We start from the raw sequence: 26,509 nt of genomic DNA on the forward strand, positions 1-26,509 counted from the left end.
TATGAGAAAATTATGGATAGGAACAGTTCTTGGACTTCTTTTCCTTGGAAGCTGTGCTCAAAACAAAGAAAAAAGAGAGGAATATAAAGATGCTCACGATAAAGATTCTTTAAGAAACAGAATGGGTGATTCTGCCGTAGCGAACTCCATACCTTCACCCGCAACCTCCGATACTGCAAAAGTAAAAACCGACAGTATAAAAGTTAAATAAAATCACAAATCCACAGAAGTTCTGTGGATTTGCACTTAAAAAAACTTGACTGAAAAAAAACCGGGCAATCAACCCCGATTATAGCATATGGCAGATATTCTGATCAGAATATTTCCTTTAAAAATTTAAAAATGGGAATGCAGTTTCTCTTATAATGATCTTAGTTCAGAAATGAAATAAAAGCGATAAGCTGTAACAGAATTGTCTTGTGCACTGCGAAACTGGCGCAAAGATATGATAGCAAGGGTTTCCTTTAAAATAATAGGTTGTTCATTTTCGTGAAAATAGCAATATAGAATTGAATAAAATGCCCGTTTTTAATCATTTTCGGGAAAATGACTACTTTTATATGGTCCGGGTTCATTATCCAGATATTTAATGTAAGCTGATGGAGAATAGTCTGTGACCGCCTTAAAGACTGCAGCAAATTTACTGTGGGAAGAAAATCCGCATTCATCAGCAAGGATACTTATTTTATACTGTCTGTACTTCTCATCATTGATCAGTTTGTCTACAATATAATTGATTCTTAAACGGTTGACATAGGTTTTGAAATCCGCATTTTTATGCTGATTGATTACATACGAAAGATATTTTGTATTGGTATTCAGTTCACCTGCAAGAAAAGAAAGGGACATGCCTTTATTGTTATAAAGATCACCTTTTTCAAAATCCTCAAGCAGTTCCAGCAGTTTTGATTCTGTTTCAGGGGTCATCAGAGAATCATTTCTTCTTCTGTCTGTCTCTGAATCTTTCTCATCTATTTCTTCCACAAAAATATTGGAAAACTCAAAATCACCAGATTGTTTTAAAGGATAGTGTGTCCTGTTACCGATCATGTTCAACTGAGTTCTGATGATATTTCTAAGCTTTGACCGCTGTTTCTTCTGTTTCCTTCTAATAAAAATAAACAGACCAACCAATGAAATGGACAGAATGACAATAGCGGCATTCTTTACTCCATTCATCTGCGCATTTTTTTTATTAGCCTTTCCTTTTGGATTTCCAAAATCTTTTATGGCAAAACTCTGGTTACGGGATGCAATACTATCATAAGCACGTATATATTTCACCGCATATAATGAAGCTTTAAAATTGTCTCCAATTCCTTCGTAATAATCATTAATATTGGAATAAACAGCTTTTTTAAGCTTAAGGCTCCTGGATGTATCTGCAATTTTTTCTGCTTTTTTAAGATATAGCTCAGCATCTTTCCAGTTTTTCTGCTTCAGGCGAATGCCTCCTAATCCATTATACACCAACCCCAGTGTACAGCTGCCATTGTTCAGCAGGCTTTCTGCTTTTCGATAATAGTTTTCGGAAACAGCATAATCATTAAGCTTGAAATAGACATCTCCCAGCAGCTGATAAGAAGCTGCGGCTGTTCTGTTTCCGTTCTGGCTGTTTATTTTTCCAAAATATTTCAGAGAAGACTCAATATTACGTATTGCATTGGGAAAATTTCCCATTTCCATTTCATAGAAGGCCATTTCCTGATTCAGCAATCCTGCGGCTTCACTCCTTTTATGAAAATCAACAATCTGACCTGAAGCCTGAAGTCCTTTTACAATATATTTTTTTGATCTTTCATATAACCCTACCTGTCTATATTGCCGCGCAAGTAATCTGGTCACCACAGCCATCCATTCCGGGTCATTGATCTGATTGATTACCGAGTGGGCATTTTCACTGTAACAGATTGCTTTTTTAAGTTCACCTGCATGATGGTATAATTCTGAAGAAAGTACCAGGCATTTTATTTTCTCTGAAGGTTTTTGCGCCTTCATATAGAGCGAATCTGCAGTTTTGATTGCTTTGGGTAAATCTTTATACGCTGTAACAGAAGAGGTCTTCTCACAGATAAGATCAAAGTTATTTTTTTTCTGAGCGAATATGGGAACTGCTGTTGCCAGCAGAAATAAAAATTGCAAAAGACTTTTAGGCATAGAAAAATAAATTATTATTTTGATTGTATAATAATTCATCATTGATTTCACGGAGTGTCTTTTTGTTTTTTACAAAACTAGTGATATTTTATTTTTTATTAAAATATTATATTGAAATTTAATCATTTAACCCAGAATAGCAATTTACATTAATTTTAATAATAAGACTAAAATAATAGATGATTATCTTTAATATAATCTGATGCCTGTTTTAAAACCAAAGTTCCTGTATAATTATTTTCAATATGAACGGCTCATGTGTCATCATATTTATTACATTTGCATGGAATAAAAAGTTTTTATGAAAAAAATAGCAATACTTTCCTCAATCTTTATAGGGGTCCTTGCGTGGGCACAGGGAATTAAATTTGAAGAAGGCAATTTTGCCTCTATTCTGGCCAAAGCAAAAAAAGAAAAAAAACTGGTCTTTATTGACGCATATGCCTCATGGTGTGGACCTTGTAAACTGATGGTTAAAAATATTTTTCCACTTCAGTCTGTAGGAGATTATTACAATTCTCACTTTATCAATGCTAAAATTGATATGGAAAAAGGAGAAGGAATTGAGCTGGCCAAAAAATATAATGTAAAAGCATTCCCTACTTACCTGTTTATTGATGGAAATGGTGAAGCTGTACACAGAACTTTAGGATATGTGGAAGAAAAAGACTTTATCCAGTTTGCAAAAGACGCGGAAGATCCCAACAAAAGACTGACTTCTCTGAAGCAACAGTTTGAAAAAGGAGAAAATGATCCTGAGTTTTTAAAGAATCTTGCGGGCCTTACCATGTATAACGATGCTGAGTTTGCCGGGAAAGTTCTTAACCGTTACTTTCAGCAGAAAACAAGTTTAGACCAGGAAGATATCCAAATGCTTCTTTCAGGAGTACAAACTACAGATAGTCCTTTGTATAAAATTTTCCAGGATAAGAAAGCTGATATCGTTAAATTCTTCCCGGAAGATAAATATGAAAAGTTTGATAAAAATATTAAACTGAATACTGTTTCTAAAAAAGCCTATAATCCGGATACAAAGAAATGGGATGATAACTATTTCATGGCTGAAACCCAAAAATTTCTAAGCAAAGAGGAAGCTGACAAGATCTTAAAAAGAATGAAAGCCAACAGAGCTTTGAAGAATAAAGATATTCCTGAATACGAAAAACTAATTCTTGACCTTTACAAAGATTATTCTGCAGTTGGCTCTGAAGAACTGAATTCTCTTGCCTGGAACTTTTTTGAAAATGTGAGCAATAAAGCTTCTCTGGAAAAGGCCATTGCATGGGCGCAGGAATCTGTAAAGAAAGACCAGAACTTTGCCAATACAGATACCTTAGCTAATCTTTACAATAAGGTTGGTGATAAGAAAAATGCAAAAATGTGGGCCGAAAAGTCTATTGAACTGGCAAAAAGCACAGGACAAGATTCTTCCGACACAGAAAAATTATTAAAAAGCCTTTAAATAAGGCTCTGTTTATAATACAAAAAACCGCAGAACTGAGGTCCTGCGGTTTTTGTTTATTTTATTAATACTTAATTATTATAGACTAAAACCTGCATCTTGGTAAGCATTGATTCTACGTCACCATTATATCCAGAGTAAGTAGTAGGATTTACATTTACTTTTGCAAGACCTGACCAGGCGGCATACTGAACTTTAAAAGTATATGTACCCGCAGGAAGCGTCACCGATTTTAGAAAAGTTACCGGTGTAGGAAGATCATTCAAACCTCCTCCAGCTCCTATTTTAGTGGTATAGGCTGATGATATTTTAACATTATTCTGTGCTAAGATAAAAACCCCCTGACTGGAAACGCCACCACTAGGGAAATTAGTGGCATATCCAAGAATGGTAAACAGAAAAGTTTGGGTACGTCCTGTTGGCACTGTTAAGGTAATTGTTACTCCAGGTACGTCAATTGTTGTTCCCTGAGCTGCGGTTGCTTCGGTAGTTCCCTGCACATAATAAGCACTGTTAATGGTTCCGCTTATCGTATTCAGGGTTTGCCATGAAGGAGCTGCCGCTGCACCATTAGAAGTTAAAATCTGACCGGTGGTTCCTGCTGAACCTGCAGTTGTGGCATTTCCTCCTACATTTAATTCATTCACTACCTGTAATGAACCGTTAACGTGCAAAGTTTTCTGAGGAGTAGAGGTCTGTATCCCCACCTGCGCACAGAAGGATAAGGGAACTAAAAAAGTTCCAAGTAATAAATAGTTTTTCATTTCTTTGTTTTTAGAATTCCTAACAAAATAAAATTACAATAAAAAATAATTAAAAACAATTACATTATGATAAATATTTTAAATTATAAAAAATAAATTTCATTACAATATCTATAATTTAAAACTAATAAAAAGTTTCATGATCTTTTTTCACATTCAAATACCCAAACCAATTATTACATTTAACATAAAAAAGTTAAAAGCTTTATATAGCAAAAACCTTAAACTAAAGCTTATGGTTTTTATTTTGATCTTAATTATTATAGACTAAAACCTGCATCTTGGTAAGCATAGACTCTGTATCCCCATTATATCCACCGTAAGTAGTAGGATTTACATTTACTTTTGCAGTACCTGACCAGGCTGCATACTGAACTTTAAAAGTATATGTACCCGCAGGAAGCGTCACCGATTTTAGAAAGGTTACCGGAACGGGAAGGTCTACTAATCCTCCTCCATTTCCTATTTTGGTGGTATACGCTGACGATATTTTAACATTATTCTGGGCCAGAATAAAAACCCCCTGACTGGAAACGCCACCACTAGGGAAATTAGTGGCATATCCAAGAATGGTAAACAAAAAAGTTTGGGTACGTCCTGTTGGCACTGTTAAGGTAATTGTTGCTCCAGGTACGTCAATTGTTGTTCCCTGAGCTGCGGTTGCTTCTGTAGTTCCCTGCACATAATAAGCACTGTTAATGGTTCCGCTTATCGTATTCAGGGTTTGCCATGAAGGAGCTGTCGCTGCACCATTAGAAGTTAAAATCTGACCGGTGGTTCCTGCTGAACCTGCAGTTGTGGCATTTCCTCCTACATTTAATTCATTTACTACCTGTAATGAACCGTTAACGTGCAAGGTTTTCTGAGGAGTAGAGGTCTGTATCCCCACCTGTGCACATAAGGATAAGGGAACTAAAAAAGCTCCAAGTAATAAATAGTTTTTCATTTTTTCATTTTTTTGTTTTTAGAATTTTTAACAAAATAAAATTACAACAAAAAACAATCGAAAAAATTACACAATAATGAATATTTTCAATCAAAAACAATAAATTGTATTATAAATTCTATAATACAAATAATATTTTCAAAATTAACAAAAGCTTCATGATTTTTTCATGTTCAAATACCTAAATCAATTATTAAGGTTAACATAAAAAGAGGTCAAAAGCCTTTATAAAGCAAAAACCATAAACTAAAGCTAATGGTTTTTGTTTACTTATTAATATTTAATTATTATAGACTAAAACCTGCATCTTGGTAAGCATAGACTCTGTATCCCCATTATATCCACCGTAAGTAGTAGGATTTACATTTACTTTTGCAGTACCTGACCACGCAGCATACTGTACTTTAAAAGTATATGTACCCGCAGGAAGCGTCACCGATTTTAGAAAAGTTACCGGAACGGGAAGGTCTACCAATCCTCCTCCATTTCCTATTTTGGTGGTATACGCTGACGATATTTTAACATTATTCTGGGCCAGAATAAAAACTCCTTGACTGGAAACACCACCACTAGGGAAATTAGTAGCATATCCAAGAATGGTAAACAGAAAAGTTTGGGTACGACCTGTTGGTACTGTTAAGGTAATTGTTGCTCCAGGTACGTCAATTGTTGTACCCTGAGCTGCTGTTGCTTCAGTAGTTCCCTGTACATAATAAGCGTTATTAATGGTTCCGCTTATTGTATTCAGTGTTTGCCATACCGGAGCAACACCACTCCCCTGAGAAGTCAAAATTTGCCCTGTTGTACCCGGAGAACCAGCTGTAGTGGCATTTCCTCCTACATTTATTTCATTTACTACCTGTAATGAACCATTGACATGTAAGCTTTTTTGAGGGGTTGCAGTTTTAATACCTACTTGAGCACATAGGGACAAAGGGAATAATAAAGTCCCAAAAAATAAGTGTTTTTTCATTCGTTGTGTTTTTATAAAATTACCGGGACAAAGTTATATTAAAAAATACAACATCTGTAACAATTAATAAAAACACAACGGTTAATCGAAAAAAATCTATGAAATCAACTCATTTAATTTACAATATATTCAAAAAGTTAAAATTCAAACAAAACACTTCCCCATGTAAATCCACTTCCAAATGCTGAAAGAAGTACAAGATCACCTCTTTTTATTTTTCCCTGTTCAATTGCTTCACTTAAAGCAATGGGAATAGAAGCTGCTGTTGTATTTCCATATTTCTGGATATTGTTGAAGACTTTCTCATTCGGTAAGCCGAATTTTTCCTGTACAAACTGGGCAATTCTCAGGTTCGCCTGGTGCGGAATAAACATATCAAGATCTTCAACCGTCTTTCCGGCTTTGTTCAAAGCTTCCATCATGGTTTCGGGGAATCTTGTTACCGCATGCTTGAATACGAAGTTTCCATTCATGATCGGATATACTTCTTTGTTCGTTACATTTTCAGGATCTTTTCTCATTCTGTCACTCCATCCGAATTTTGAACCCGGGAACTGGGTACAAAGATCGTCAGCATATTTTCCTTCAGAATGCATATTCATCGCTAAAATATCTCCTGCATTTTCATCTTCTGATGCAGAAAGAACGATTGCTCCTGCCCCATCACCAAAAATAACCGACACTCCTCTACCTTCGTCAGAAAAATCCAGTCCGAAGGAGTGAACCTCTGCTCCTACCACAAGAATATTTTTATAGGTACCTGATTTGATGAATGCATTGGCCACACTCATAGAATACACAAATCCTGAACACTGATTTCTTACATCCAATGCTCCAATCGTATCACATCCCAGCATATCCTGAAGCAGGACACCACATCCCGGAAAATAATAATCCGGTGAAAGTGTTGCAAAAACAATGTAATCAATATCTTTTGAGGTAAGACCAGCATTACGGATGGCTTTTTCTGCAGCTTTAAAACCTAGATAAGCGCTGGTTTCCTGAGAGTCATATCTGTTTTTTCTGTGTCTTCTTTCCTTGATACCTGTTCTTTCCGTAATCCACTCGTCATTGGTAGTCATTAGTTTTGCTAAATCATCATTTGTAACAACGTTATCTGGAACATAAAATCCCACACCTTTTATTGTACTTTTAATCATATAGTTTTTTAATTTTGGCAAAGATAAAACTTATTTAACACATAGTTTTTCAAAATATTAGTATTTTTACTTTATGCCAATTGATACGATATACAGAACCTCCCATTGCGAATGGGTAGATGTAGAGGCTCCTACTTTAGAAGACCTGAAATTTCTTCATGAAAGATATGAAATCAACAACCTTCTTCTGGAAGATACGATGGACCCTAATCACCTTCCGAAATATGAAGAAGACGGGAATGTAAAATTCTTTTTACTCCGTGAAAGTACCGAACTGGAAAGAAAGAATTTGAATACCATCAGTGATATCAGCACCAAAATCGGAATCTTTCTTGTGGAAAATACCATTATTACTATCCACAGGATGAAAACCAGAAGTATTTCCGAGACCAAGAAAAAAGTGTCTTTGATTCAGGAAGATCTTAAACCTCAGCAAATCATGCTGATGATTGCTATATTGATCATGAAAAGTTTTGATGATGAATCTTTAAGCCTGTTCGAAACGATGGACAATATTGAGAATGAGATTTTCCTTAAAAATACCAATCATACCAGCCAGATCCGCCGTCTTTACAAGCTGAAAAGAAAATCTGGATTAAACTCCCGTGTACTGGTAATTTCTACAGATGCTATTGATAAATTTAAACTGCTGAATTTACAGGACTCAGAAATTGTCGATTTGAAAGATAAGCATAAGGATGTAGTTGCCGATTTTGATCATTTAAACATTCAGATTACCAACCTTATTTCCATGTTCCTGGCACTTTCGGACCAAAAAGCCAACCAGGTGATGAAGGTGTTGGCCATTTATTCTGTTTACTTTTTACCCATCACTTTCATTGCCGGGGTTTATGGGATGAATTTCGATAATATGCCTGAGCTTCATCATAAGTATGGCTATTTTATAACATTGGGAGCGATGGCTACTGTTGTGATCAGTACATTTATTTATGTAAGGCGAAAACAGTGGTGATTCATTTTTATATCAATACAAAGGCACAAAGATTTTGATCACCCAATTGATCATCTTTATCTTTTACCGGCACATCCTCAAAACAAAATACCATGACTACCGAAAACCTCAACAAAATTCTGGAAGATCCTTCCCTATCAAAGGCATCCAAAGATAAATTGCTTGCTTTACATGAGAATATCTCTTCCAAAGAATTCTCTGATCTCCTGGATCAGTCCGGGAATCAGTATGTAGAGTTTGTACAGGAAGGTGGTGGTGTCTGGGGAAGCGCATTGGTAGGCTATCTTTATGGGCTGGAAATATTTGGAATCCGTTTTCTGAAAGTAGCAGGAACGAGTGCCGGAGCGATTAACACCATGCTTATTGCAGCCTGCAAAACCAAAGAAGAGCCTAAAAGTGAGCTGATCAAGGATATTCTTTTCAGCTGGAATTTTGCAGATTTTATGGATGGGAAAACGTATGTAAAAACGACGCTCCATGCTATGCTGAACAATAAGGATTTCTTTAAGATCAATGCTGTTATTGCCGTTATCCTTTTTATTATTCTGATCAGCATTCCTTTTCTGGCACCTTCAACTACGATCCAGAATGCCAAACTGATGTTTCTGATTCCCTTGATTCCGGCTGTCATCCTCTTTTTCTGCATCCAAAAACTGTATAATAATTTCAGGAAAGAAAACAGCGGACTGAATCCCGGAAATATTTTTCAAAATACCATGCAAAATGCTCTGGATCAATTTGGAATAAAAACAGTTGCCCATCTTAACGAAAAATTCATTCAGAAAGAAAAAGACCTTAATCTCAGCTACCGCTATGGGAACGGGCAGGAATATTATCTCATGGCTTTGCAAAGCATTGAAAAAATTAAAGTCAAAAATCAGGAACATATCGACCAAACCCGATACAGAATTTTCTACGAAAGCGCCGTCAACAATGATTATTATAAAAATAATCCCTTCTACCTTCTGAAGTCTGAATATGTAATTATTACCACAGATATCAATGCTAAAATTAAAGTAGAACTTCCTACGATGGCCAATCTCTACTGGTCTGAAGAGGAACTGAAGCACATCAGCCCTGCTGAATTTGTAAGGGCTTCTATGGCAGTTCCTTTTTTCTTTGAACCTTTCCAAAAACAAATCAATAAAGATGATGATTCTGTAAAATATGCATGGAGATACTGGATGAATACCAAACCTGAAGACATCAACCCTGCAGGAGTTTTCATTGATGGTGGCAGTATTTCCAATTTTCCTATTGACTTATTTCATGCTGATGAAGTTTTTTATCCGAGAATGCCACTTTTGGGAGTTCAGCTAACGAGTGATTCTGCCATTCTTTCTGAAAAAGGAAAAACCAGTGAAGAAATTCTTAAAACACCGTTCAGCTATGCTGGAAATATCATCAGTACACTGAAAGGGTTTAATGACAAGACATTTCTTACCAAACATACCTTTTACCGTTCGTACAGCATACAGAGCGTTAATTGTGGCACCAGCAGCTGGCTGAATTTCTTCATGAAAAAAGAGGAAAAGGAAGAACTTTTTAACAGAGGCTTTCAGGCTGCCCTTGATTTTCTTACTACATTTGATTGGGAAAAATACAAATATGAAAGAATGATGCTTACCATGAAAGAGAAAAAAATACTCAAAGAAGAGGATACGCCTACGGTGGGATAAGGGTTTTATAAAATATTAAATTACAAATTAGGATGATTAAACTTTTACAACAAAACACATATCTTTCACTTCAAAAGATTGAAAATTACGAACTTGAAGATTTCACAATTATTACCGGATTAAACGGTTCTGGCAAAACTCATTTACTAAAGGCGATAAATGAAGGCATTATTAAAGTTGAGAATATTGATCAGTCAGGCATCATCTATTATAATTATAATGACTTTAATCTCTTTAATGAGGATCTATTAAAAAATTCCAATTTACAGGATAAGAATGATATCTATAACACCAAACGTTCAACCTTACTACAAAATTTGTCTAATCAAAGAATTTCAATTCTAAGTAATTACAATATATATACAGATATTAATTTACTCGAAATAGACAAATTATTATTACAAAATTCAGAAGTTCTAAGATGGAGTGATGAAGAAATAGAAATTTTTGAAAAAAAACAAAATGAAGATAATTTCTTATTCACAACTGACACAGAATATCGTTTAAATTATAAGCAATCTCAATTATTACATCTTATAAATGAAGATCTTAAGACAGTTGATATTAGAAAGTGGTTATCTGATGTATCAATTTTGGTATTTAAAACAAGAATTCTAAATATTATTAGACATGATAATTACAATATTGAGATATTGAATTGGGATGATTCCGAAATCGAGAAATATAAAATCATTAAAGAACAAGATCCTAATTTTTATCTTAGTCTAATGACAGGCCATGTCGAAGGATTTAGTCAAAATTTTATAGCGTTTATAAATATTACTCATCATTATTTTCAAAATTTAGAGTTCGAATTAATAAATGTAAAGCACAGTTTACGTGAAATCTACAATGATTTAATTATTTATTTTAAAGAAAATATATCTAAAGATTATCTACAATTATCAATTCAGATAAATGGTGAAGAAAATATTTTATATCCAATTAATGTTGATTCTGGTTTTTTGAATTTGCAAGAAATCGCAAATGCAGAAAAGAGCTATCAAATAGCAAAAGAACAAAACCAATATCTCGAATTTCAAGCGACTAAACAAAATAAAGACGTCTATTTTTACTCTGATGAAGAGTTTCTAAAAATATATGGAGATTCACCAATAAAATTGCTTAATACAGTTTTAAATGAATATGATTGTAATGGTTACGAATTTATTCAAAGCCAAATAGACTTTCATTTTGGTATGAATATAAGCCAACAAAATGTATCAATTTCACTTTCAAATAAGAAAGAAAACTACATTACTGACTTGAATGATCTGTCATCAGGAGAAAAAACTCTTATTGCTTTATCGTTTTACATATATAAACTAAAAAAAAAGAGCTTTATTACAAATCTAATGTTGTTAGATGAGATTGATTCGGCTTTACACCCCTCAATGTCTAAAAGATTGCTAGATGTTTTATATAATATATTTCATAAAAAAATGGGCATTAAAATTATACTTTCAACACATTCGCCATCCACAGTTGCACTCGCCCCAAAAGAAAGTATTTTTATTATGGATAAATGTTCTACTCCTAAAATAATGAAAGTCTCCAAAGATAAAGCATTAAAAGAACTGACATTTGGTGTCCCATCTTTCAGCGTTAATTATGAAAACAGAAGACAAGTTTTTGTTGAAAGTGAGTATGATGCTAGTTACTATGAAAGTTTATATTATATTTATAACGATAAATTAAATCCTGAAATTTCTTTAAATTTTATATCGTCCGGTAAAACTAAAATTAATGGTAATGGTATCGGAATAGCAAGTTGCGATCAGGTCATAAGTATAGTTGATATTCTCAGAAAAGCTGGTAATAATTTTAGTTGGGGAATTATTGATTGGGATTTAAAACATAAATCTTCAGAGTTTATTAAAGTTTTAGGTGATTCTCAAAGATATAGTATTGAGAACTACTTGCTTGATCCTTTACTATTAGCAATTTTACTTTGGAAAGAAAATATTTTAAAGGCAGAACACTTTGGGTGTGAAAACAATGAAGTTTATTTTAATATATTAAATTTTAGTCAATCGCAACTTCAACAAATTATTGATAAGATAATTTCCGACTTACAAGTAAATGTAAAAAATGAAGATTTATCTGAATATTTCAACTATGAATTATGCAATGGGATGACTTTGAAATTGCCAGTTTGGTATTGTAAAATACAGGGACATTCGTTGGAAGAGGATATTATAATGAAAACTTATCCTCAATTAGAAGCTATTAGAAAAAAAGATGAATCTGCCTTAAAAAAGGCTATTATAAACAAAGTAATCTTCAATTTCAAAGATTTGTCTCCTTTAGACTTATTAAGCATTTTCAAAAGTATCCAGGCAGATTAAATTAATCTTATTATGAAAGAAAAAAAATACTCCTACGGTGGGATAAGGGTTTTGAAGTATTTTTTGTAGGTGTAAATCTTTTTGAATACATACAAAAGTAAATTGAACTCATTTTAATTCAAGTCCAACTTTATTTTTTATTCTGCTATAAATTATCCAAGAATTCCAGATACATCGGAACACTTCTGTTGATCCATTCATCGGAAGAATCTCTTTCAATTCCATAATACACGAATGGTTTTTTATAATCAGCTTTTATATAATCGAAAGTCAGTTCATAAGGTCGGAAAAGTTCATTCATCGTGTATTTATATTCCCCTGTTTCAGAATATCCATCTTCATCTATTCCTGCGGTAATAGCCAGTGTCATTTTCTTTCCGGCCAGTTTGAAACCGCTGTTGCTTCCATACGCCCAGCCGTATAAAACGACTTCATCCAGCCATTGTTTTAAAAGCGGCGGGCTGCTGAACCAATAAAAAGGAAACTGAAATACAATCTTGTCATACGATTCCATCATCTTCTGCTCTTCTGCCACATTGATTTTTCCATCAGGATAAGCTTCGTACAGTTGATGAACCGTGTATTTTTCAGGATATTTTTTTAACTCGTCAATCCATTTTTTATTAATCACTGATTTTTCAATATCAGGATGGGTAACAATTACTAAAGTCTTCATTCTGTTTAAATTTCTGTTACAAAATTACAACATGTAACTTACATTTTGTACATTAGCAACCTATTGTATGGTACTATAAAAAATGTAAGTAATGACTAAAATAAAGGAAACCTCTACCAATTTTGCCAATAAGAAAGCCCTTGCTGATGAATGTCCGGAAATCTATGCCTCCAACACTATCGGAGGGCAATGGGCATTGGCCATCTGTTGTTATCTGATCAATGGGAAAATGAGATTCGGAGAACTTAGAAAAAAGCTTCAGAATATTACTGAACGTATGCTTACACTTCAGCTCCGCAGACTGGAAGAAGACAAAATTATTACCAGAACCGTATATGCAGAAGTTCCGCCAAGAGTAGAATATGAACTTACAGAAATTGGCTATAAGTTGAAGCCTATCATTCTTGAATTTGAAAAATGGGGAAATGAGCATAAAGAACTGATGAAACAAGCATCAAAAGATAATTGAAAAATGAGATTCCTGCGGAATGACTGAGTGTATGCATAATGTTAAATACTTCTATCTGTCACTCCGTAGTAATCCCTATATATTATTTCACTGTTTTTTCTTCCACAAAGGCTTTTGAGCTAATACTTTTGCGTGAATCGGGCAGCTTTCATGATGAGCGCCTTTTAGATATCCGGTGCTCATAAGAAATTCGTTTACAATTTCTCCACCAGTGAATTTGAATGTTTTTTTGAAAAGCTTCATCCATTCCTGCAAAGTCAGTGGATGATGATGCTCCAGCCATTTTTCAAAAGAACCAAATTCCTTTTGTAATGCAATGATTGTTTTAGCATTTTCAATGGCAGCATTTACTTTTAGCTTATTCCTTATAATTCCCGGATCGCTCAATAATCTTTCACGGTCTTCTTCTGTATAATCTGCTATTTTCTGAATATCAAATTGGTCATATGCTTTTCTGAAACTCTCTTCTTTTTTCAGAACCGTTTCCCAGCTTAATCCTGCCTGATTGATTTCAAGAATCAGTCTTCCAAACAATTCATTATCATCATGAATAGGAAACCCATAATAATGGTCATGGTAATTTTTGTGCAGTTCTTTTCTACTTTCGGGCTGCATTCTTTCTATTGCTAAACAATAACTCATTACAATATATTTTCTGTTTTCGTTAAAAATTTGTCCACGGCTTCGTTAATATTAATTCCTGTACGGTCTGCCAGAACAATCAGCCACCAGATATTTTCGGCTAATTTATGCTCCAGTTCTTCTGCTGAATCTTTCTTCAGCCATGTTTTCTGATGGGACATTACATTTCTCCCTACCAGTCCGGCATCGGTAAGATATGCAAGTGCATCTTCTTCCAATGACCATTCTTTTCCGTTGCTTTTTATTTCCAGCTGATGATACTTCTCTCTGATGTCTAAAGAACGTTTGACGATGGTATCAAAATTATTGGTGTCCATATTTCTCTGTTTTTAAGTAAAGACTTTCGAAAGGTAAAAATAAATCAGAGTTGTGACAACTGTCCGTCAGTAGTGATTTCAATTTTTAAATGTAATCATAATTCCCTTCATTTGATCTTCTTTTGCCCAGAATATTTAGTAGTTTTGAGAACTTAAAAACGACATCATGAAATCTGTGTTTTCCTTTCTTTTTATTATATGTTCGATCTTCTTCAAAGCACAGAATTTATATTCAAAAGCGTATGGAAATCCCCAAAACCCAGCTGTTATTTTTATCCATGGCGGACCAAGCGGAAATGCTACTTTGTTTGAAGGAACTACCGCTCAAATGCTTGCCAATAAAGGATTTTATGTGATCGTTTATGACAGACGCGGTGAAGGGCGCTCAAAGGATGAGAATGCTACCATGACATTCAAAGAAAGTTTTGAGGATTTAAAAGATATTTACACCACTTATCACCTCCAAAATGCAAATATACTTGCCCATAGTTTTGGTGGGATCATCGGGACTTTATTTACAGATCAGTTTCCTCAAAAAGTAAAAACACTTACATTGGCAGGAGCTTTATTTACCCAACAGGAAACCTATGATCATATTTTAAAACAGGCTCAAGAACATTTTAAAAATGATGCTGCTCAGCTTCAGGAGATTTCACAAATAGAAAGTCTGGACAAAAATTCTGCTGCTTACAGAAAAAGATGCTATGATATGGCCGGGAAACTTGGCTTCTTTGATATGCCTCATCCTACTCCTGAAAGTGAAATGCTGAGAACGGAATACAACACAGGCGAATTTTACAAAAACAATATAAGAAATGCTGAGTCTCCTACTAAATTCTATCAAAATGAGCCTCAGAATAATCTGGATAATACCTCGGTTTTAAAAGATATTCGAAAAAAAGGAATTCCCGTTTTTGCAGTATATGGTAAGAATGACGGCATATTTTCAGAAAAACAGATGAATGATCTCAAAAATATAGTTGGAAAGACAAATTTCAGACTCATTGATAACTGTTCCCATTACTTATTTGTTGATCAGCAAAACGATTTTTTAGAATTTATTAAGCTCACATTGAAATAAAGTGTAGTTTTGTAATCATGCACAATTCAGGAGTCCATATGAAAACCTATAAAGCAATCATTACGATGCTTATTTTGGTGTTTTCATTATCTCCTTGTTCTGTAAAAAGAAATGTTCTTGATATTTTTGACATTCAGTTCATAAGCGGACTGAATAAGATTAAAACAACCTCTTCAATTTCCTTTAGCTGTGATGTGGCATCTGCTACTTCCGGAATTTCGGTTTCAAAAAACAAAACTCAGAGCCAATACAAAAATTCTTTTCCTGGTTTTTCTTCAACAACCGGAAATTCTGTCGAAAAAAGGATTTCTTTCAATAACTACTCAGGGCATTCTACAGGTAACAGCCCACCGAAATATATTTTATTTAAAAGACTGAAGCTTAATCTGGTTTAAACTTTTTTTAAATCGAATTAAAAATCAGTTTTTTACAACACAATAGTAATTTCAATGAAACATATCTTAAACCGTCAGTCTTTAGAGCTGGCCGGATTATACACTTTATCCCTCCGTATGGTTATCGGATGGACTTACTTTTCAGCGTTTTGGCGCAGATTGATCCTCGAAAACAAGCTTATTCCTGATGAAAAGGGATATATCGGGGAAAAATTCAATCACTTCTTACCCAATGCCCTGGGAATAAAACCAATTATTGAATACCTGGTAACTCATCCTGATGCTTTGCAACGCTCTATGATGATTTTTACCATTATCGAAGCCATTGTGGGTTTATTCATCATCCTCGGATTATTGACCCGCTTAATGAGTATAGGAATTTTCAGTCTTGCTCTAGGAATTTTACTAGGTTCCGGATGGCTGGGAACAACTTGTCTTGATGAATGGCAGATTGGTGTTTTAGGTATTGCAGGCGGATTTGTACTGTTTCTTACAGGAAGCGGATCTTATTCTCTGGATTATTATTTCATAAAAAACAACAAAAATTTCACCCAGAAAAGATGGTTTCAATGGTTGGGTTCAGGGAGTTTTCCTATTTCAAACCCAAAAGTTCTTGTACTGGCAGGCTCAGTGATTATATTCGGACTGACTCTCTTTACCAATCAATATTTTCATGGAGGTGTATGGGGAACACTGCATAATAAGTCTGTAAAACCTAAACTTGAGATTTCAAATATTTCTCATAACAATTCGAAGCTGACATTTGAAGTCTACAGAACAGAAGGTGCTGATGTGTACGGTTCTTTTCTGATAGGTATTCATGTTCTCGACAAAAACGGAAAGATTTTAAAGGAACTTGATCATAAAGAACTCTCCGGAATTTCAAAAGAAAATATAAAGAATCATTATGTTGCCAAAGTGAAACCCGGAAAACACAGTCTTGTGATTCCGTTGGGAGCCAAGGCTGATGTTACCCTGAATATTGATGATATTTTTCAAAAAAATGATATCCACACTTTGAAACTGATTGATGTAAGTGGTATTGAGTGGGTAGAGAATATTGAATAAGGTTTGGGATTCGCGATACGAGGTTCGGGGTTCAGGGATTGGAGTTTATTATTATAACGTTTTATGATTTGGCTAAAGCCGTTGGAAGATATTTTTTTTGTAAATGGGCTTTCTTCGTCTACGCTCTTGATGATAGCCCATCCCTAATTAATTTTTCCTCTATGACTATAATTTTGTTAAATTAAAATCTGCAGAATCAACAAAATCTGCGAGATGCTTTATACATTTCGGGTAAAACCATTGGATATTCATTTACAAAAAAAAGCGGACTAAAGTCCGCTTTTATTCATATCTGATGTTACTTTTCTGAAATAAAAACATGATAACTGCATGAGCTATCCGGATCAAGTTTGAGTACTTTTATATCCAATAAAACATCCAGTCCCATAGTGTCGCAAATGCCCTGTATAAAAGGTTTTATGACTGGCCATTTCAGCAGACCTGCAATTTGCAGGCTATGGGTGATTTTGTGGTAACGGTCTACTCCTTTAATGAGCAATTCGCATTTGTAGTCATTTAATTCTTTAAATTCAAAATTATATTCAGGACTGGATGTAAAAACTGCTCCCATCAATATTTTTGCAACGGCCGGAATTCCAGGCTGCAGATTGGGTTTTGCTTCAAGATTCCTCAGTGTCATTCTTGATCCCAGATCGTACATAAAAGTACTGGAAAGCTGTTCAATAGCTTCAGCTCCGTAAAGTTTTCCAATCTGTTTGAGCATGCCTCCATAAAAAGCCCCTGTAATATCAGAGAGGCGCTGGGTAAGCTCTGTAAAAGTTCCGGGAAAGAAATCTGCAATAAGCTGAGCCTGATTCATTTCAGGAAGATAGACGTCATTTTTTCTGAAATCTGATAATGCCGCATAAGTTTCCGGCAGTTGAATTTGATTCATATATAATAAGTTATTAGTGGCTTGAAATCATGATTTAGCTAAATAATAAAACGGAATACAATACTTCATACCGTTTTCGGATATTGGGAAATTGCCTTTATTAACTATAAAAAGCAAGTGAAGAACAGTCAGGTCTTTCAGTTCAATAACCGGAAATCAGATAAAGTGTGACACAACATTCCGGCAAATCCTTTTTGAATGGATTATTACAAGGTGAGGGAATTTATTCATATTTTTTTCATTTGGTGATGTAAAGCTAGAAAAAATAAATAAACTCTCCAATAAGTGATATTATTTTTTATTTAACAAAATGAAAACAGAAAGTATTGTCTCTTATCATGTTAAGGCAGATACAACAAAAAAGACCTTCGAAATTTCGAAGGTCTTTTTTAAATCTAGTGCATGGCTTCACTCAAATCTATTTTTTCTTTGCTCTTTCTTTCTTTTACGAGTAAGATAAACGGAATACATATCAGGAATACGATTCCGAGGTAAAGAAATACATCCATATAAGATAAAACAGTGGCCTGTTTTGTTACAGATAAATCGAGCATTTTATAGGCGGCATTCATTGCTGCATCAGGAGTCATCCCTTTTGCTATAAAATTGGCTTTCAATGCTGCCAGTCTTTGCTGAACATCAAAACTGTTTTCGTCCAGATGGGAAATTAAGTTGTTTCTGTACTTCTGTCCTGCATTGGCAATAAAGGTCGTGATCGCCGCAATCCCGAAAGATCCTCCCAGCTGTCTCATCATCCCTGTAAACGCTGCTCCCTGACCGATCTCCTGCCCTTTCAGGGTACTTAATGACAAAGAGGTAATCGGAATAAATAATAATCCCAGCCCCGCACCTCTTACAATAAGCATCCAGAAGAAGGCATCTTTACTGGTATCCGGTGTCAGAATTTTGTATCCCCAGAAACTGTAAACAAAGAAGATAAATAGTCCTAATGAAACCAGGATCTGCTGTTTTGCTCCTTTTGCCAGTAGTCTCCCAATGATAGGCATCATAAAGGCTGTCGTTAATGCAGCCGGAATCATCAAAGCTCCTGACTGAAGTGCTGTCCATCCCAAAATACTCTGGGTGTACAAAGGAACGATGAATGTAGAACCATACAATCCGAATCCAAGAACGAATGACATCATAGTTCCGATTCTCAGGTTACTGTTTTTAAGCACTCTGAGCTCAACAATCGGGTACTTAAAGGTAAGTTCCCGCCAAAGGAATAGTATAAATCCTAAAATTGCTGCTACAGTGAAGGCTACGATCATTCCGCTTTCAAACCAGTCTTCTTCATGTCCTCTTTCCAGAATAAACTGTAATGAACCTACTGTTACTGCCAGCAGAGCAATTCCAAGCCAGTCAACATCTGAAGCTTTACGTTTTTCTGCATATTTCGGGCTTCTTACAAACTGAAGAGTCATCAGCGTTGCTGCAATCCCAATCGGAATATTAATATAGAAAATATAGGGCCAGCTGAAGTTATCAACGATGTACCCTCCAAGAGGCGGACCTAGTGTAGGACCGATAATTACCCCAAGGCCGTAAATAGCCTGAGCCATACTTCTTTTTTCAATCGGATAAGATTCCGTAATAATCGTTTGTGAGGTTACCAATAAGGCTCCACCCCCGATTCCCTGCATCAATCTGAAGAACACGAGTTCCCAGATATTGGTCGCATTTCCACATAAGAATGAAAATACGGTGAATATAATGATGGATGCCGCAAAGTAATTTCTACGCCCAAACTGCTGTGAAAGCCAGCTCGTCATCGGAACAATGATAACATTCCCGATGGCATACGCTGTAATCACCCACCCTACTTCTGAAAGCGTAGCTCCAAGATTCCCCTTCATTTCATTCAAGGCAACATTGACAATCGTGGAGTCTACAATTTCAAGAAGGGCACAAAGGATAGCCGTAATCGTAATAATTACTCTCCGCGCTCCATATTCTACTAATGAATCTTGCATAAGTTTTTTTCGATGTGAAAAATCAATGGCAAATTTTGCTTCGCAGGTAAATGGTGAATTGTAAAGCCTGCCTTTTAATTGACAGCAAAGCTGATTCACTCATGACAACGAAGTTCATTGATTTTTAACAATTTTAAATGTTATTTCAAAGCAACTTCTGCCTTCACGTTCATTCCTGTTCTTAATCTTTTGGCAATATTCTTGTCAAGATTTACAAAATCAATTTTTACAGGAAGTCTCTGAACTACTTTAACGAAGTTACCACTCGCATTATCCGGAGGAAGAATAGAGAAAGTAGCTCCAGTAGCAGGAGAGAATGAGCTTACCACTCCTTCAAATTCTTTTTCAGGGAAGGCATCAATCTCAATTTTCACTTTCTGCCCTTCTACCATTTTATCTACCTGCGTTTCCTTAAAGTTAGCTACCACCCATTTCTGGTCATTTTTAACCAAAGCAAACAACTGTGCTCCAGCCTGCAGATACTGACCTGCCTGTGTAGGTACTTTTCCTACGTATCCATCTTCAGGAGCAAGGATTACAGTATAGGATAAATTCAATTTTGCATTTTCTACATCTACTTCTCTTTGTTTAGCAACAGAACCTGCCACACTGATTTGTTGTGAGCTTGCAGCCGTCTGAGAAGAAGCGATGTGAGTTTGCTGAGCAATTTGGTTTCTCTGATCCACTAAAACCTGCAACTGTCTGTCTGCAGATTGTTTTGCAGCCAAAGCCTGCTCATATTGTTGTTCTGTAATAGAATGGTCTTTTACAAGATTAGCATATCTTTTCAAATCCTGAGAAGTTTTCCAGACATTTACTTTTGCTGCTTCTATCTGAGCATTAGCAGTAACTACCGCTGCTTCAGAAGAACCGATATTTTTTGAAGTCGCTGTGGTAGTAGCTTCTGCATTGGAGATATTACTTTTAGCTGTAGATAATGCTGCCTGAGCCTGATCAAGAGCCATTTTCTGATCTCTGTTATCCAAAATCACCAAGGTATCTCCTTTCTTCACAAACTGGTTGTCTTTTACTTTTACCTGAGCTACATAGCCGGAGATTTTAGAAATTACCGGTGCCATATTGGAAGCAATCTGAGCATCATCAGTCTCTTCGTGATACTGTCCGTAAGTAAAGGCTCTGTAACCGTAGATTCCTCCTCCGATTACTACGGCTGCTAAAATGATAGGAAAAACTAAACTTTTTTTCTTTTTAGGTTCAGCTGCCTGTGTATTATTATTTTCCATTTTGGTTTCGATCTGATTATTTAATTGTTAAAGTTCCTGTTGTCTGTAATAGTTTTCTGTATGCAAGTGCAGCATCTGCCTTGGCATTGATCACGCCAACATTGGCGGCAATCTGAGCTGCGTCTGCATCCAGCAATTCAGTCATGGTTGCCAACCCGTTGTCGTATTTATTTTTGGTAATTCTGTAATTTTCATTAGCCTGTTCCGCCGATTTTTCAAAAACAGCAATTCTCTTTTTCGAATAGTCTGTGTTCTGATATTCTCTGTTGACATCAAGCTTAATGTTATCATTCAGTAATTCATCAGTAGCGGCAAGCTGCTTTTCTCTCGCCTGCGATTGTCTCAATGAAGAATTTTCTTTCCAAAGATTGGACAGGTTATAAGAAACACCGATTCCTACATTGATGGCATTGTATACGGTAAGAAACTTAGGGATATCTGCTGCTACATAACCTCCTGTAAATGCGATGGAAGGAAGATTTTCTGCTTTTGCTGCTTTCGAACCTAATTCCGCTGCTTTTCTCTGCTGTGCCAGAGCCTGTAAATCCTTACGGTTTTCTCTGGCTTCGGTAACATAATAATCAACAGGTTTTACGTCTGATCCTTCTTCAATATAATTTTCATCTACTGTAAGTTCTGTAGTTTCAGGAAGCCCCAATAAAAGATCCATATTGATGTTGGCAATATTATAGTTATTCTTAGCTTCCAATAGTTGAAGTTCAATATTTGAAGTCTGAAGGTTCGCCTTTAATCTATCATTTCTTGCGATCAAACCATTATTTTCCATTTTAAGGAAGGTTTCATCTCTTTTTTGAGAAGCGGCAAGATTTTCTTCAAAAACTTTGATAGACTGGTTAGCTTTAAACAAATTGTTATAAGCCTGGGCAACGTTGTAAGCAATGGCAATTTTATCATTCTCAGTGCTTAGTTTAGACGCCTCTACAAGATATTTAGCGGACTGAATCCCATATTTGATTCTTCCGCCGCTGTAAATAGGAACGCTAAGGTTAGCAGAACCGTAAACTACCTGATGTATTTCAGGCCCGCCAGCTCCGCCTGCAACACCAGGAAGTTTGATATCAACATTGGGTTTTATCGGAAGGTACATATAGCTACCTGACACTTTTAATTCCGGTAGCTGTCTGTTTTTAGCCTCCAAAAGATCAGCTGTAGCCTCTTCGATCTTGGCTGCATCGATCTTGAGATTCTTGCTGTTCTGGATTCCCAGTTGCACGGCCTCGTCAAGAGTAAGTGTTCTTTTCTCCTGAGCATTCGCATTTGCTATTCCTACGAATAGTGATAATGCAATCACTGAGTTATTTATTCTCTTCATAACCTAAAAGGTCTTTTAGTAAATATTTAATATGTTTATTAAGTTCTGTGTAGTATCTTTCGTCAAAAGCTTCTTCATCTTCTGTTTCATTCAGGAACTCTTTATACATTTCTTTCGCATTAAATGCATAAAACAAAGTTCCGCTTACGGTAGAATGCAGGAGATAAATAGGTGGATTTTTGGTGAAAATTCCATTTTTAAGACCTCTTTCCAATATTTGTGAATACATGGAAAGGAATCCCATTTTGGTTTGCTTCAAAAATTCTACAATCTGAGGATTTTTAGTATGCAGCTGCTCTCTCTGCATAATCCTGTAGAAGCACTTTTGAGTCCGGATCTTGTGAGAAAACTGATCGATTACTCTTTCAATCTTCTGCCATTCGTTGATGTCTGTTCTTCCCAAAAGATCTTTAGAAAAAAACTGACCTTCATTCATTCTGTATTCTACTAATTTCTCATAAAGTTTTTCTTTAGAGCCAAAATAATACGAGATCATAGAAATATTAACATTCGCATCCTTTGCAATTTCTCTGGTGGAAGTTCCTTCGAATCCCTTTTCTGCAAAGAGCTTCTCAGCTGCGAATAATATATTTTCTTCTTTTGAAATCATGTTAGTGTTCATTTTTCAGGGCGCAAATGTACACAAGTTTTAACACAAATCAAACGATTGATTGACTTTTTAATATAGATTTAATTTATTGCAAAGAAAAGACGTTTTCTATAATATATGCTGAATACGCAACAGAGGCAGTTTTTAATGGAAAACAATAAAAAGAGAGCTCATTTTTAATTCATATATGGGAAATATTTCAATGATAATTTTAATTATTTCCAGCCTATATTCAATTAAAGTATACATAAAAAAGGCAGGAAAGTAAAGCTAAAATGATAATCTCCAGAATAAAATAAAAACTCCGGCGTTAACCAGAGTTTTTATTTATGTACTTTTATGAATATATCTTGATAGTTTAATTCCCAGATCGGTCCAGACAATTTTGGGGTTTCCGTTTCTGGTAAGGTGAAGATCGGCTGTACTAATTTCCTCCAAAATACTCTCAATATTAGCCCCACTGATAAATTTTGAAAAGCCGGCCCAATTGAAACCGTTCGCATTGATCTTTTTGTAGACCAGATTTTCAGATTGATAGTTCTGAAGCAATGCCAGTCTGAAAATCTCAGAACAGTAATTAAGAAAATTTTTCTGTTTTTCCCTGTTCCATCCTGCAATTTCTCTTGCCCAGACAATAATGCTTCTGAGATATTCCGGTTTCTTCTTTACCATAAATGCATCTCTCACCCATTGTACAAAAAGCTTTTCAAACTCGTTGCTTTTATCTCCGGAATTCAACAATTTTATAGCCTCATTGAGATCTCCCTGAGCTTCATGAACAATCTCTCTCACTTTTTCTTCTGAAACAGAGAAATTCTTTTTAAGATGACTTTCTATGTCTTCATCATTAATTCTCGGAATTTCTACAATCTGTGTTCTGGAAAGAATAGTTGGAAGAATATCGTTTGTACTTTCAGCTGTAAGAAGAATAACCGTTTTTGCTGGTGGTTCTTCCAAAAATTTCAAAAACTTATTAGAAGCGGCGACATTCATTTTATCTGCTCTCCACACAATAAGAATTTTGGTTCCTCCTTCATAACTTTTTAAAGAGAACTTCTGATTCTGGTCATCCACTTCATCCGCAGAAATAAATAACTGTTTATTTTCTGATTCTAAAAAAGCGGTCCAGTCATCATAACTTGCATAGGGTGAAGCCAGGATCATTTCTCTGAATTCATCAAATTTATTCTTGCTTAATGAGTTTTTATTGTCTGTAAAAACCGGAAAGCTGAAATGCAGATCCAGATGATTGAGATGCTCAACCTTCGCAGCAGCATGTTCGTTTTCCTGACTGAAAATTTCCCTTGCATAGGCCAGTACCATAGGCAGTGTTCCGTATCCCTCTTTTCCTACAAAAAGTTGGGCATGGCTCACTCTGTTTTCAGCAATGCTTTCTCTAAGAAGTTTTTTCAGATTCGTCTGTCCGGCGATGTTCTCCCAATTCATGTTTCAAAGATAAAAAATCTTATTTCATTTCATAAAATTAAGTCAGCTTAAAATGGATAAAAATGCAGATCCTACATTTTGAGTTTCTTTAAATCTATAAAAATGAAGGATGCAGTCAAACCATTAAGAAGAATTGAAGAAATAAAGAATTATTAAGATGAATTATTCTGATTTTAAACTTAAGCGAAGCTTATCTTAATATCTTCATACAATCTCAATAACTCAAAATAAAAGTTTATAAAGAAATACATTATAGGTAATATCAATAACAGGATTAGAATAAAATATAAAATTAAATTTTACGCAATTTAATTTTAAGCAATACATTTGTTCAGTGAAATTATTCGTAAATTTATTACAATTTCACACCAATTTCAAATATTAAAATTGTAAACCAATGGATACTAACCTGGAACAAAAAATCAAAGGCATATTTCAACAGCAGAAAGCCTTTTTCAAAACCAATCAGACAAAAAATATTGAATTCAGAAAAGCACAACTAAAAAAATTCCGGGATGTTTTTCTTCAGCATACCGATGCACTTTGTGAGGCTTTGAATACAGATTTGGGAAAAAGCAGAAAAGAAGCGGAATATGTGGAGATTCAAATAGTGATCAGCGAACTTGATTATTTGCTTGAAAATATTGATGAATGGGCAAAACCTACTTCCGTCCCCTCAAAACCACATCCTTCAGGCGCTGAAGTTGAGAGCATAATAACCTATCAGCCTTATGGGGTTACCTATATTATCGGACCTTTCAACTATCCAGTTCAATTGACGTTCAGTCCGCTTATCGGAGCTTTGATCTCCGGAAATACAGCAATCATAAAACCATCCGAAAATACACCACATGTCGCGCAGGTGCTTGAAGATATTGTGAAAGCATCTTTTGATGAATCTTATGTAGCCGTTATTCAGGGAGCTATTGAGGAAAATACTCTTTTACTCAGCTTACCTTTTGATTATATTTTCTTTACAGGAAGCCCGAATGTCGGGAAAATTGTGATGAAAGCCGCTGCAGAACAATTAATTCCGGTTACCTTGGAACTTGGAGGAAAATCTCCTACCATCGTTCACAAAGATGCTGATCTTGATAAAGCTGTAGCCAGAATATCTTACGGAAAATGGATTAATTGCGGACAAACCTGTGTGGCTCCTGACTATATTTATATCCATAAATCTGTAAAAGATGCATTTATTGAAAAATTTAAAGCTCATTTAAATGCTGCTTATGAAGGGAATTCTTTGGGAAAAATCGGGAAGATTGTAAGCCAGAACCAAATTAAACATCTTGCAGATTACCTTGAAGCAGCGCCGGAAAAAGTAATTTATGGAGGACATTATGATCTTGAGACCCGTCACTTTGAAGCCACTTTAATGGATAATGTGAACTGGGATGATCAGGTGATGCAGCAAGAGATTTTCGGCCCTATTCTTCCTATGATGACCTATAATGATATTGAGGAAGCGTTGGAGGAAATCAATAGCCGCCCTAAACCATTGGCATTATATGTTTTCACAGAGGATCAGGAATTTGCCAATTATGTTTTACACCACACCACAAGTGGGGATGCTGAGATTAACAGCGCTATTATCCATGTTGGGTCACATTACTTACCTTTTGGAGGTGTAGGAACTTCGGGAATGGGAAAATATCACGGAAAATTCAGTTTTGAATGTTTCAGCCACAGCCGTTCTGTTCTCCAGGTAAAATAATAGTATAAATGCTTATTCATATAAACCGGGACTGTTCATCATAGAACAGTCTTTTTTTGCAAAACAGAATTGATATTTTTATGGCGGAAAAATTGCATTTTTCTTTTAAAGACAAGCCCTTAACAAACTTTAACCACATATAATTTTTACAATTCATTAATATTTAAGATATTTGCGCATT

24 protein-coding genes are annotated in these 26,509 nt (G+C 35.3%); 10 read left to right on the forward strand and 14 right to left on the reverse strand.

What is annotated here, in order from left to right; genetic code table 11:
* Position 1: 1 nt before the first annotated feature.
* Positions 2-211, forward strand: coding sequence for a hypothetical protein (locus RHP76_RS07790; protein WP_120231874.1), 210 nt, complete (start codon positions 2-4; stop codon positions 209-211).
* A gap of 317 nt (positions 212-528) precedes the next feature.
* Here the strand turns inward: RHP76_RS07790 and RHP76_RS07795 are convergent, their stop codons facing one another.
* The gene (locus RHP76_RS07795) at positions 529-2,157 is read right to left on the reverse strand and encodes a helix-turn-helix domain-containing protein (protein WP_311229898.1); all 1,629 of its coding nucleotides are present in this window, start codon (positions 2,155-2,157) and stop codon (positions 529-531) included.
* A 301-nt stretch (positions 2,158-2,458) separates the two neighbouring features.
* Here RHP76_RS07795 and RHP76_RS07800 point away from each other — a divergent pair, with 301 nt between their 5' ends.
* A complete protein-coding gene (locus RHP76_RS07800; protein WP_311229899.1) occupies positions 2,459-3,619 on the forward strand; it encodes a thioredoxin family protein in 1,161 nt (386 codons plus the stop codon).
* A gap of 71 nt (positions 3,620-3,690) precedes the next feature.
* On the opposite strand, the gene RHP76_RS07805 is transcribed toward RHP76_RS07800, so the two are convergent.
* From RHP76_RS07805 to RHP76_RS07820, 4 genes are all read right to left on the reverse strand, one after another.
* On the reverse strand, positions 3,691-4,383 hold the full coding sequence (locus RHP76_RS07805) for a hypothetical protein (RefSeq protein ID WP_120231876.1): 693 nt from the start codon (positions 4,381-4,383) through the stop codon (positions 3,691-3,693).
* 253 nt (positions 4,384-4,636) lie between these two features.
* Positions 4,637-5,329, reverse strand: a complete 693-nt coding sequence (locus RHP76_RS07810; RefSeq protein ID WP_311229900.1) for a hypothetical protein — start codon at positions 5,327-5,329, stop codon at positions 4,637-4,639.
* Between the two features lie 280 nt (positions 5,330-5,609).
* Complete coding sequence (locus tag RHP76_RS07815) at positions 5,610-6,302, reverse strand: hypothetical protein (RefSeq protein ID WP_120231878.1); 693 nt, start codon at positions 6,300-6,302, stop codon at positions 5,610-5,612.
* Between the two features lie 137 nt (positions 6,303-6,439).
* The gene (locus RHP76_RS07820) at positions 6,440-7,462 is read right to left on the reverse strand and encodes a 3-oxoacyl-ACP synthase III family protein (protein ID WP_120231879.1); all 1,023 of its coding nucleotides are present in this window, start codon (positions 7,460-7,462) and stop codon (positions 6,440-6,442) included.
* A gap of 73 nt (positions 7,463-7,535) precedes the next feature.
* Here RHP76_RS07820 and RHP76_RS07825 point away from each other — a divergent pair, with 73 nt between their 5' ends.
* From RHP76_RS07825 to RHP76_RS07835, 3 genes are all read left to right on the forward strand, one after another.
* The gene (locus RHP76_RS07825; protein WP_311229901.1) at positions 7,536-8,435 is read left to right on the forward strand and encodes a magnesium transporter CorA family protein; all 900 of its coding nucleotides are present in this window, start codon (positions 7,536-7,538) and stop codon (positions 8,433-8,435) included.
* A gap of 92 nt (positions 8,436-8,527) precedes the next feature.
* Entirely contained in the window at positions 8,528-10,114 is a 1,587-nt protein-coding gene (locus tag RHP76_RS07830) for a patatin-like phospholipase family protein (RefSeq protein WP_311229902.1), read from the forward strand.
* A 32-nt stretch (positions 10,115-10,146) separates the two neighbouring features.
* On the forward strand, positions 10,147-12,462 hold the full coding sequence (locus RHP76_RS07835) for an AAA family ATPase (protein ID WP_311229903.1): 2,316 nt from the start codon (positions 10,147-10,149) through the stop codon (positions 12,460-12,462).
* A 145-nt stretch (positions 12,463-12,607) separates the two neighbouring features.
* On the opposite strand, the gene RHP76_RS07840 is transcribed toward RHP76_RS07835, so the two are convergent.
* Positions 12,608-13,138, reverse strand: a complete 531-nt coding sequence (locus RHP76_RS07840; protein WP_311229904.1) for an NAD(P)H-dependent oxidoreductase — start codon at positions 13,136-13,138, stop codon at positions 12,608-12,610.
* Positions 13,139-13,229: 91 nt separating this feature from the next.
* Here RHP76_RS07840 and RHP76_RS07845 point away from each other — a divergent pair, with 91 nt between their 5' ends.
* Positions 13,230-13,607 carry a winged helix-turn-helix transcriptional regulator gene (locus RHP76_RS07845; RefSeq protein WP_062674569.1) on the forward strand — a complete coding sequence of 126 codons (378 nt, stop codon included), beginning with the start codon at positions 13,230-13,232 and terminating at the stop codon, positions 13,605-13,607.
* Positions 13,608-13,694: 87 nt separating this feature from the next.
* On the opposite strand, the gene RHP76_RS07850 is transcribed toward RHP76_RS07845, so the two are convergent.
* Positions 13,695-14,249 (reverse strand): DNA-3-methyladenine glycosylase I, encoded by a 555-nt coding sequence (locus RHP76_RS07850; RefSeq protein ID WP_311229905.1) that lies wholly within the window; start codon positions 14,247-14,249, stop codon positions 13,695-13,697.
* Positions 14,249-14,566 carry a nucleoside triphosphate pyrophosphohydrolase family protein gene (locus RHP76_RS07855; RefSeq protein ID WP_216444149.1) on the reverse strand — a complete coding sequence of 106 codons (318 nt, stop codon included), beginning with the start codon at positions 14,564-14,566 and terminating at the stop codon, positions 14,249-14,251. Before RHP76_RS07855 ends, RHP76_RS07850 begins: the two co-directional genes overlap by 1 nt.
* Positions 14,567-14,732: 166 nt before the next feature.
* On the opposite strand from RHP76_RS07855, the gene RHP76_RS07860 reads away from it, so the two are divergent.
* The 3 genes from RHP76_RS07860 to RHP76_RS07870 are packed head-to-tail and all read left to right on the forward strand — an operon-like array spanning position 14,733 to position 17,110.
* Complete coding sequence (locus tag RHP76_RS07860) at positions 14,733-15,647, forward strand: alpha/beta hydrolase (RefSeq protein ID WP_311229906.1); 915 nt, start codon at positions 14,733-14,735, stop codon at positions 15,645-15,647.
* Between the two features lie 38 nt (positions 15,648-15,685).
* The gene (locus RHP76_RS07865; protein ID WP_062674562.1) at positions 15,686-16,042 is read left to right on the forward strand and encodes a hypothetical protein; all 357 of its coding nucleotides are present in this window, start codon (positions 15,686-15,688) and stop codon (positions 16,040-16,042) included.
* Between the two features lie 54 nt (positions 16,043-16,096).
* The gene (locus RHP76_RS07870) at positions 16,097-17,110 is read left to right on the forward strand and encodes a TQO small subunit DoxD (RefSeq protein WP_311229907.1); all 1,014 of its coding nucleotides are present in this window, start codon (positions 16,097-16,099) and stop codon (positions 17,108-17,110) included.
* A 298-nt stretch (positions 17,111-17,408) separates the two neighbouring features.
* On the opposite strand, the gene RHP76_RS07875 is transcribed toward RHP76_RS07870, so the two are convergent.
* The 6 genes from RHP76_RS07875 to RHP76_RS07900 all read right to left on the reverse strand — a co-directional run bounded on the left by RHP76_RS07875 (position 17,409) and on the right by RHP76_RS07900 (position 24,611).
* Positions 17,409-18,005 (reverse strand): hypothetical protein, encoded by a 597-nt coding sequence (locus RHP76_RS07875; RefSeq protein ID WP_062674558.1) that lies wholly within the window; start codon positions 18,003-18,005, stop codon positions 17,409-17,411.
* A 395-nt stretch (positions 18,006-18,400) separates the two neighbouring features.
* A complete protein-coding gene (locus tag RHP76_RS07880; protein ID WP_062674556.1) occupies positions 18,401-19,978 on the reverse strand; it encodes a DHA2 family efflux MFS transporter permease subunit in 1,578 nt (525 codons plus the stop codon).
* 140 nt (positions 19,979-20,118) lie between these two features.
* On the reverse strand, positions 20,119-21,222 hold the full coding sequence (locus tag RHP76_RS07885) for an HlyD family secretion protein (protein ID WP_311229908.1): 1,104 nt from the start codon (positions 21,220-21,222) through the stop codon (positions 20,119-20,121).
* Positions 21,223-21,238: 16 nt separating this feature from the next.
* On the reverse strand, positions 21,239-22,555 hold the full coding sequence (locus RHP76_RS07890) for a TolC family protein (RefSeq protein WP_120231891.1): 1,317 nt from the start codon (positions 22,553-22,555) through the stop codon (positions 21,239-21,241).
* A complete protein-coding gene (locus tag RHP76_RS07895) occupies positions 22,539-23,177 on the reverse strand; it encodes a TetR/AcrR family transcriptional regulator (protein WP_311229909.1) in 639 nt (212 codons plus the stop codon). The genes RHP76_RS07890 and RHP76_RS07895 overlap by 17 nt, the downstream gene beginning before the upstream one ends.
* A gap of 315 nt (positions 23,178-23,492) precedes the next feature.
* Positions 23,493-24,611 carry a DNA polymerase III subunit gene (locus tag RHP76_RS07900; protein WP_311229910.1) on the reverse strand — a complete coding sequence of 373 codons (1,119 nt, stop codon included), beginning with the start codon at positions 24,609-24,611 and terminating at the stop codon, positions 23,493-23,495.
* Positions 24,612-25,008: 397 nt separating this feature from the next.
* Between RHP76_RS07900 and mdlD the strand changes: the two genes are divergently transcribed.
* Positions 25,009-26,328, forward strand: coding sequence for an NAD(P)-dependent benzaldehyde dehydrogenase MdlD (mdlD, locus tag RHP76_RS07905; RefSeq protein ID WP_311229911.1), 1,320 nt, complete (start codon positions 25,009-25,011; stop codon positions 26,326-26,328).
* The last annotated feature ends 181 nt before the right edge of the window (positions 26,329-26,509 follow it).

The organism is Chryseobacterium sp. SG20098, assembly GCF_031844745.1.
GTDB classification, from domain to species: domain Bacteria; phylum Bacteroidota; class Bacteroidia; order Flavobacteriales; family Weeksellaceae; genus Chryseobacterium; species Chryseobacterium cucumeris.

Bases quoted from the DNA above. Each gene is read 5' to 3' on its own strand.
- RHP76_RS07790 (WP_120231874.1), top strand. From the start codon at position 2: ATGAGAAAATTATGGATAGGAACAGTTCTTGGACTTCTTTTCCTTGGA.
- RHP76_RS07795 (WP_311229898.1), bottom strand. From the start codon at position 2,157: ATGCCTAAAAGTCTTTTGCAATTTTTATTTCTGCTGGCAACAGCAGTT.
- RHP76_RS07800 (WP_311229899.1), top strand. From the start codon at position 2,459: ATGAAAAAAATAGCAATACTTTCCTCAATCTTTATAGGGGTCCTTGCG.
- RHP76_RS07805 (WP_120231876.1), bottom strand. From the start codon at position 4,383: ATGAAAAACTATTTATTACTTGGAACTTTTTTAGTTCCCTTATCCTTC.
- RHP76_RS07810 (WP_311229900.1), bottom strand. From the start codon at position 5,329: ATGAAAAACTATTTATTACTTGGAGCTTTTTTAGTTCCCTTATCCTTA.
- RHP76_RS07815 (WP_120231878.1), bottom strand. From the start codon at position 6,302: ATGAAAAAACACTTATTTTTTGGGACTTTATTATTCCCTTTGTCCCTA.
- RHP76_RS07820 (WP_120231879.1), bottom strand. From the start codon at position 7,462: ATGATTAAAAGTACAATAAAAGGTGTGGGATTTTATGTTCCAGATAAC.
- RHP76_RS07825 (WP_311229901.1), top strand. From the start codon at position 7,536: ATGCCAATTGATACGATATACAGAACCTCCCATTGCGAATGGGTAGAT.
- RHP76_RS07830 (WP_311229902.1), top strand. From the start codon at position 8,528: ATGACTACCGAAAACCTCAACAAAATTCTGGAAGATCCTTCCCTATCA.
- RHP76_RS07835 (WP_311229903.1), top strand. From the start codon at position 10,147: ATGATTAAACTTTTACAACAAAACACATATCTTTCACTTCAAAAGATT.
- RHP76_RS07840 (WP_311229904.1), bottom strand. From the start codon at position 13,138: ATGAAGACTTTAGTAATTGTTACCCATCCTGATATTGAAAAATCAGTG.
- RHP76_RS07845 (WP_062674569.1), top strand. From the start codon at position 13,230: ATGACTAAAATAAAGGAAACCTCTACCAATTTTGCCAATAAGAAAGCC.
- RHP76_RS07850 (WP_311229905.1), bottom strand. From the start codon at position 14,249: ATGAGTTATTGTTTAGCAATAGAAAGAATGCAGCCCGAAAGTAGAAAA.
- RHP76_RS07855 (WP_216444149.1), bottom strand. From the start codon at position 14,566: ATGGACACCAATAATTTTGATACCATCGTCAAACGTTCTTTAGACATC.
- RHP76_RS07860 (WP_311229906.1), top strand. From the start codon at position 14,733: ATGAAATCTGTGTTTTCCTTTCTTTTTATTATATGTTCGATCTTCTTC.
- RHP76_RS07865 (WP_062674562.1), top strand. From the start codon at position 15,686: ATGAAAACCTATAAAGCAATCATTACGATGCTTATTTTGGTGTTTTCA.
- RHP76_RS07870 (WP_311229907.1), top strand. From the start codon at position 16,097: ATGAAACATATCTTAAACCGTCAGTCTTTAGAGCTGGCCGGATTATAC.
- RHP76_RS07875 (WP_062674558.1), bottom strand. From the start codon at position 18,005: ATGAATCAAATTCAACTGCCGGAAACTTATGCGGCATTATCAGATTTC.
- RHP76_RS07880 (WP_062674556.1), bottom strand. From the start codon at position 19,978: ATGCAAGATTCATTAGTAGAATATGGAGCGCGGAGAGTAATTATTACG.
- RHP76_RS07885 (WP_311229908.1), bottom strand. From the start codon at position 21,222: ATGGAAAATAATAATACACAGGCAGCTGAACCTAAAAAGAAAAAAAGT.
- RHP76_RS07890 (WP_120231891.1), bottom strand. From the start codon at position 22,555: ATGAAGAGAATAAATAACTCAGTGATTGCATTATCACTATTCGTAGGA.
- RHP76_RS07895 (WP_311229909.1), bottom strand. From the start codon at position 23,177: ATGAACACTAACATGATTTCAAAAGAAGAAAATATATTATTCGCAGCT.
- RHP76_RS07900 (WP_311229910.1), bottom strand. From the start codon at position 24,611: ATGAATTGGGAGAACATCGCCGGACAGACGAATCTGAAAAAACTTCTT.
- mdlD (WP_311229911.1), top strand. From the start codon at position 25,009: ATGGATACTAACCTGGAACAAAAAATCAAAGGCATATTTCAACAGCAG.